This window comes from Burkholderia sp. PvR073, assembly GCF_054055695.1.
In genome coordinates this window covers 358,078-364,573 of the sequence record NZ_JBSRXO010000007.1, presented here as the reverse complement: position 1 = coordinate 364,573, position 6,496 = coordinate 358,078, and the positions used below count along the sequence as shown (strand labels likewise).

The 6,496-nt window shown below is 66.5% G+C and carries 6 protein-coding genes and 4 tRNA genes; 7 read left to right on the top strand and 3 right to left on the bottom strand.

What is annotated here, in order from left to right; all coding sequences use genetic code 11:
* Positions 1–18: 18 nt before the first annotated feature.
* From ACVK00_RS22515 to ACVK00_RS22495, 5 genes are all read left to right on the top strand, one after another.
* Positions 19–94: transfer RNA gene (locus ACVK00_RS22515), tRNA-Glu, on the top strand.
* 80 nt (positions 95–174) lie between these two features.
* Positions 175–251: transfer RNA gene (locus ACVK00_RS22510), tRNA-Asp, on the top strand.
* Positions 252–316: 65 nt separating this feature from the next.
* Positions 317–392, top strand: a tRNA-Glu gene (locus ACVK00_RS22505).
* Between the two features lie 73 nt (positions 393–465).
* A tRNA-Asp gene (locus ACVK00_RS22500) sits at positions 466–542 on the top strand.
* 167 nt (positions 543–709) lie between these two features.
* On the top strand, positions 710–1,174 hold the full coding sequence (locus tag ACVK00_RS22495) for a GNAT family N-acetyltransferase (RefSeq protein WP_006762691.1): 465 nt from the start codon (positions 710–712) through the stop codon (positions 1,172–1,174).
* A gap of 27 nt (positions 1,175–1,201) precedes the next feature.
* Here ACVK00_RS22495 and ACVK00_RS22490 read toward each other — a convergent pair whose 3' ends face one another.
* Positions 1,202–2,083, bottom strand: a complete 882-nt coding sequence (locus ACVK00_RS22490) for an AraC family transcriptional regulator (RefSeq protein ID WP_228904723.1) — start codon at positions 2,081–2,083, stop codon at positions 1,202–1,204.
* Positions 2,084–2,384: 301 nt separating this feature from the next.
* Between ACVK00_RS22490 and ACVK00_RS22485 the strand changes: the two genes are divergently transcribed.
* Positions 2,385–2,798: a gamma-glutamylcyclotransferase family protein gene (locus ACVK00_RS22485; RefSeq protein ID WP_284889516.1), complete on the top strand. Its 414-nt coding sequence runs from the start codon at positions 2,385–2,387 to the stop codon at positions 2,796–2,798.
* Between the two features lie 132 nt (positions 2,799–2,930).
* Here ACVK00_RS22485 and aceB read toward each other — a convergent pair whose 3' ends face one another.
* Both aceB and ACVK00_RS22475 read right to left on the bottom strand, forming a co-directional pair.
* Positions 2,931–4,523, bottom strand: a complete 1,593-nt coding sequence (aceB, locus tag ACVK00_RS22480; RefSeq protein ID WP_228904719.1) for a malate synthase A — start codon at positions 4,521–4,523, stop codon at positions 2,931–2,933.
* A gap of 67 nt (positions 4,524–4,590) precedes the next feature.
* Positions 4,591–5,352 carry a haloacid dehalogenase type II gene (locus ACVK00_RS22475; RefSeq protein ID WP_284889519.1) on the bottom strand — a complete coding sequence of 254 codons (762 nt, stop codon included), beginning with the start codon at positions 5,350–5,352 and terminating at the stop codon, positions 4,591–4,593.
* A gap of 154 nt (positions 5,353–5,506) precedes the next feature.
* Here ACVK00_RS22475 and ACVK00_RS22470 point away from each other — a divergent pair, with 154 nt between their 5' ends.
* Positions 5,507–6,412: a LysR family transcriptional regulator gene (locus ACVK00_RS22470; RefSeq protein ID WP_228904715.1), complete on the top strand. Its 906-nt coding sequence runs from the start codon at positions 5,507–5,509 to the stop codon at positions 6,410–6,412.
* Positions 6,413–6,496: the final 84 nt, after the last annotated feature.

Sequence of the window (6,496 nt, the reverse complement as noted above, 5' to 3'; positions counted from 1 at the left end):
AGATGTAAGCAGTACGTTGTCCCCTTCGTCTAGAGGCCTAGGACATCACCCTTTCACGGTGAGTACAGGGGTTCGAATCCCCTAGGGGACGCCAGGATTCAGCGGCGTTTCGTAGAAGTGTCGCAACGCTTGCAGGACGTGAACGTGGTCCTGCAGGTGGTAGTGCAGAAAGCTGGAGCGGTAGTTCAGTTGGTTAGAATACCGGCCTGTCACGCCGGGGGTCGCGGGTTCGAGTCCCGTCCGCTCCGCCAGAACCAAGCCCGTTCAAATGAACGTTTTGAACGGGCTTTTGTATTAAAGATGTAAGCAGTACGTTGTCCCCTTCGTCTAGAGGCCTAGGACATCACCCTTTCACGGTGAGTACAGGGGTTCGAATCCCCTAGGGGACGCCAGATTTCGGCGTCGTTCGAACAAACGATGCGCCGGCAGGAAGTAACCGACGCCTGCCAGGCAAGAAGCAACACTGGAGCGGTAGTTCAGTTGGTTAGAATACCGGCCTGTCACGCCGGGGGTCGCGGGTTCGAGTCCCGTCCGCTCCGCCAGAAAATGAAGAAGCCCGCCTCGTGCGGGCTTTTTCATTTGTGTTTCCGTTCGTGCCCGCTTGCGGGCGCGTGACGCATCACCGGTTGCGCGCCGCTACGAGAAATTCGCGATTGCATCCGCCTGCGACTGCGCTATCGTGGCGGGATGCGTTCTTGACCCCCGCGCGATGCTCGATCCGACCGACCTGCGACTGCTGTATCAGCTCCGGCCCGCGGAGCCTGGCGATTTTCCGTTTGCCGAGGCGCTGACGCACGGCAACATGGGCGGCTATTACAAGCGCCATGGACTCGTCTGGCGCAGCGACCTGTTCTATGCGAGCTGGCGCGAATCCGAAAACTTCATCCTGGAAGCCGACGGCGAACGCATCGGCGTGCTGCGCGTGACCGAGGAGGGCGATTCGCTGCACATTCGCGACGTGCAGATTGCAGCCGGTCATCGCGGTCAGGGCGCCGGCACCTACATGCTCGACATGTCGCTCCGCTGGGCGCGCGCCCGTGGGCTGCACGAACTGCAGTTGCGCGTGTTCGTCGACAATCCGGCCGCGCGGCTCTACCAGCGCATGGGCTACCGCGTCACCGGGCCGAGGTTGGCGCAGCTCGGCTCGATCCGCCACATGGTGCGTACGGTCTGAGCGAGTAGCGGTGCGACGCGGCGACGGTCAGCGGGCAGTGCCGAACGCGTCGTCGTCGTCGAGGGCGTCGTCCGTCGCGCTGCCGTCTTCCGCGCCGCGGTGCTCGTAGCCGCGCAGCATGAACGCGCGCGGGCTTTCGCCGAACGCGCGCCGGAACATCGCCGAAAACGCACTCTGGCTCTGGTAACCGAGCTCGCGCGCGATATGCGATAGCGGACGCCCCTGGTTCAACAGCGGGATCGCGCGCGCGAGCAGCGCCTGCTGCCGCCACTGCGAAAAACTCACGCCCAGTTCCTGCTTGAAGAGCCGCGAAATCGTGCGCGTGCTCGCGCCGACCTCGCTTGCCCAGTGTTCGAGCGATTCCGCATGCGCCGGCTGCGCGAGCACCGACTCGCACAGCATGCGCAGGCGCTTCTCGTCGGGCATCGGCACCGCGAGCGGCAGCGGTTCGGCGCGGCTCAGCTCGTCGAGCACGAGCCCGCACAGCAGCCGCTCGCGCGCATCGCTCAGGTCGCGCGCGTCGAGCGCGACGATCAGTTCGCGCAGCAAGCCCGTCACCTCGACCACCCGGCATGCATCGAGCCCGTCCGGCACGATCGACTCGTCGATATACAGCGTGCGCAGATACGCCTCCTCGACGATCACGACTTCGTGCGTGATGTGCGGCGGCACCCAGATCGCGCGGGACGGCGGCACCATCCACGTCGTGCCGGTCGTCGCGACGCGCAGCACCCCGCGCGACGCGTACGCGAGCTGCGCCCACGCATGCGTGTGCAGCGGGATCCGGCGGCCGGCATCCACCTGCCGCGCCCGGACGCGCATCGGGTGGACGCGGGTCGGCGCGAACTCGGGCGGGATGTCGATGACGTCGTAGGGGTTCGATGTGTCGGCTTGGGCAGGCGGATTCATGGACGACTCGGTCGGCGCGGCGGGCGATGCCGTTATTTTAGAAGGCGCCGCGCAGGCGCATGCGGCGGTTTTTCGGCCGATAATGCACCGTTCAAATGAACTTTGTATGGGGCCGCGCGCATTCCGGCCACACGCAAGTTTGGGCCTGCACGACGCGTCGGGCAAAAAAACATCGGGCCGCGGTCGCGGTCTACCGATGCAGCCGCGTTGTCGCGCGAGCGGCGCTCTGAAGACGCCGGTGCCCGCGGCGCGGCCGCGACGGCCCGGCACGGCAACACCTGAATCGAAGAGGAGAACCACGATGCGCTACGTATTCGTCTACGGCACGTTGAGAGCGGGAGAAGCCAACGACATCGGCCATGCGGCCGCGCGGCACGGGATTGCCGCGCCGACGCTGCTCGGTGCGGCCGCGCTGCCGGGCGAACTGTACGATTTCGGTACGTACCCGGGCATGATCGCCGGGCCGGGCGGCCAGTCGCTCGTATGGGGTGACGTCTACGAGATCGACGAGCAGTTGATGCCCGTGCTCGACGAGATCGAGCGCGTCTATCCGGGCGTCGACACGCTGTTCCGGCAGGAGCCGGTGACCGTCCAGCTCGGCGGCCGTACGTACGCGTGCGTCTACTATCCGGTCGCCGCGCATGCGGCAGCCGACCGTCCGCGCATCGCGTCGGGCGACTGGGTTCAGCACCGGCGCGAGCGGGAAGTCGCCTGAGCGCCCGCGCGGCCAACCGCGGCGTCGCAAAGAAAAAGCGCCCTGGTGGGCGCTTTTTTCATGCCGCCGGATGGTGCGACCGGCGGCGGGCAGGGTGGGCACGACCAGGGCCGGCAGGACCGGCCCACGCCGTCAGATTTCCTCGTACAGCGGCAGCGTCAGGAATTCGGTGAAGCCTTCAGACGTCGACATCTGTTCGAAGATCGCCGCGGCACGTTCATAGGGCTGCGTATTGCCGCCGACGGAACGCTTCACGTTGTCGAGCTCGGCCTTCGCGAATTCGCGCACGAGTTCCGCCGTGACCTTGCGGCCGTCGTCGAGCACGCCCTTCGGCGAGCGGATCCACTGCCATACCTGCGAGCGGGAGATTTCGGCGGTGGCCGCGTCTTCCATCAGGTTGTGGATCGGCACGCAGCCGTTGCCGTCGAGCCACGCGCCGAGATAGTGGATGCCGACGTTGATGTTGTTGCGCAGGCCGGCTTCGGTGATCGGCGCTTCAGGCTGGAAGTCGAGCAGGTTCTTGCCTTCGATCTGCACGTCGTCGCGCTGCTTTGCGATCTGGTTCGGCTTGTCGCCGAGCACCTTGACGAATTCTTCCATCGCGATCGGCACGAGGCCCGGGTGCGCGACCCAGCCGCCGTCGTAGCCGTCGGTCGCGTCGCGCTGCTTGTCCGAGCGCACGCCGCCCATCGCCTTGTCGTTCGCTTGCGGATCGTTCTTGATCGGAATCAGCGCGCTCATCCCGCCGATTGCCGGTGCGTTGCGCTTGTGGCAGGTCTTCAGCAGCAGCAGCGCGTACGCGCGCATGAACGGCACCGTCATCGTGATCTTCGCGCGGTCGGCCAGGCAGAAGTCGCGGTCGTTCTTGAACTTCTTGATCGCCGAGAAGATGTAGTCCCAGCGGCCGGCGTTCAGGCCCGAGCTGTGTTCGCGCAGCTCGTACAGGATCTCGTCCATCTCGAACGCGGCGAGGATCGTCTCGATCAGCACCGTCGCGCGGATCGTGCCGCGCGGCACGCCGACCGCTTCCTGTGCCGCGACGAAGATGTCGTTCCACAGGCGTGCCTCGAGATGGCTTTCCATCTTCGGCAGGTAGAAGTACGGGCCCGAGCCGCGCGCGATCAGTTCCTTCGCGTTGTGGAACAGGAACAGCGCGAAATCGAAGATGCCGCCGGACACGCGCTGGCCGTCGACCGTCACGTGCTTCTCGTCGAGGTGCCAGCCGCGCGGACGCACGATCAGCGTCGCGACCTTGTCGTTCAGCCGGTACGACTTGCCGTTCTGCTCGAGCGAGATCGTGCGGCGCACCGCGTCCTTCAGGTTGATCTGGCCGTCGATCTGGTTCGTCCAGCTCGGCGCGTTCGAATCCTCGAAGTCCGTCATGTACGAGTCGGCGCCGGAGTTCAGCGCGTTGATGATCATCTTGCGCTCGACGGGGCCCGTGATCTCGACACGGCGGCATTGCAGGTCGGCCGGCAGCGGCGCGACCTTCCAGTCGCCTTCGCGGATCGCCTTCGTGTCGGCCAGGAAATCGGGGCGTTCGCCGGCGTCGAGGCGCTTGGTGCGTTCGACGCGGGCCTGCAGCAGCGTCTGGCGGCGCGGCTCGAACGTGCGGTGCAGCGCGGCGACGAGTGCGAGCGCTTCAGGCGTCAGGATTGCTTCGTAACCCGGCTTGATTTCGCCGGTGATCGCCATGCCTTGCGGCAGCGTGATCGGGGTGCTCATGAGTCTCATCTCCTTGGTCGGTCAGTTGCGGTTTCGGTGAAGGGGGAAGGCGGCAGCGCCGCGAACGTCATGCGCCCGGGCCGGGGCGCGCGCGGTTCGCGGGTCTGCCGGACAGAGCCGGGGTGGCGAGGAAGGCGAGCAGATCGGCCATGCCGCTGCCGGTGCCGTCGGGCGGCGCGCCGAGTTCCTCGGCGGGCGCGCCCGTGCGGTTGAGCCAGAACGTCGTGTAGCCGAACCAGGCGGCCCCCGCGACGTCCCAGGCGTTCGACGACACGAACACGATATCGCGCGCGTTCGGCCCGAACGCGGCGGTGCCGAGCGCGTAGACGGCCGGACTCGGCTTGTACGCGCGCACGGTGTCGGCCGACAGCACGCGATCGAACATCCCGGTCATGCCGGCGCTCTTGATCGCGATGTCGAGCATCTCGGGGTTGCCGTTGGACAGGATCGCGAGCGGCGGGCGCGGTTCGAGCGCGCGCAGCTTGCGCAGCGCGGGCACCGTGTCGGGGTAGGTGGACAGGCACGCGTATTCGTCCATCAGCCGCTTCTCGGCCGCGCTGTTCAGCGCGAGGCCGAGCACGCGCGCGGCGAACCGCAGCGCGTCGAGCGTGATGTCGCGAAACGGGCGATAGCGGGCGCCGGCCGGATCGGCGAGCGTGCGCAACTGTGAGTATTCGATTTGCTTGCGTCGCCACAGCTGCGACAACCGCTCCCCGTGACCGGGAAACATCTGCTCCGCCGCGGCCACGACCGCATGCACGTCGAACAACGTGCCGAATGCGTCGAAGAGGATTGCGTCGGGAGAGGAGAGTGTCGTTGTGGCCGACATAGCCTTGCGCTCCAGTTTCAGAGGTCGAGTCGATTCTATTCGTGATCACATGTACTAAAAAAGACGCTAATCATCACTTGATCTTTTACTTTCATATACCTAATCTGGAGCGGCTTAAGCTATTTGCAGGGCGGGATGGCCGTCCTTTCGAGTCATGGACCGGTTCAAACAGATCGAAACGTTCGCCGCGGTCGCGGCGAAGGGCAGCCTGTCGGCGGCCGCGCACGCCGAAGGCGTCGCGCCGGCGATCATCGGCCGCCGCCTCGACGCACTCGAGGAGCGGCTCGGCGTCAAGCTGCTGGTGCGTACGACGCGCAAGCTCACGCTGACCTTCGAGGGGTCGGCCTTCCTCGAGGATTGCCAGCGGATCATCAACGACATGCAGAATGCGGAGGCGAGCGTGTCCGCCGGCGGCGTGAAGGCGAGCGGCCACCTGCGCATTTCCGCGCCGGCCGGCTTCGGGCGGCGCCACGTCGCGCCGCTCGTACCCGAGTTCAGCGGTGCGCATCCGGACGTGTCGGTCACGCTCGACCTGTCCGACCGGATGGTCGACCTCGTCAACGAAGGCTTCGATTGCGCGGTGCGGCTCGGCGAGCTGCCCGATTCGTCGCTGGTGTCGCTGAGGCTCGGCGAGAACCGGCGCGTGTGCGTCGCGTCTCCGGCGTATCTCGCGCGGCGCGGCACGCCGGCCACGCTCGCCGAACTCGCGCGCCACAACTGCCTGGCCCTTGCCGCGAACGCGAACCAGCAGCGCGGCTGGGCGTTCCAGGAGGACGACAAGGTCGTGTCGATCCGCGTGAACGGCACGATGGAATGCTCGGACGGCGCGGTGCTGCACGAGTGGTGCCTCGCCGGCTACGGCCTGGCGTGGCGATCGTGGTGGGAGGTCGGCGACGACATCGCGGCCGGCCGCCTTGTCAGCGTGCTCGATGCGTTCGCGGCGCCGCCGATCGGTATCCACGCGGTGTTTCCGCAGCGCCGCCACCTGCCGCTGCGCGTGCGGCTGTTTCTCGATTACCTGAAACATACCTACGAGCGGCCCGGGTATTGGGGCGAGTAGGGCGCGCCCCCCCGCGCGTTTCCGATATGAGGGCGAACCCGCTGACGGCGCCGGCCGCCCGGTTTCTCGCACTACAATCGAAAC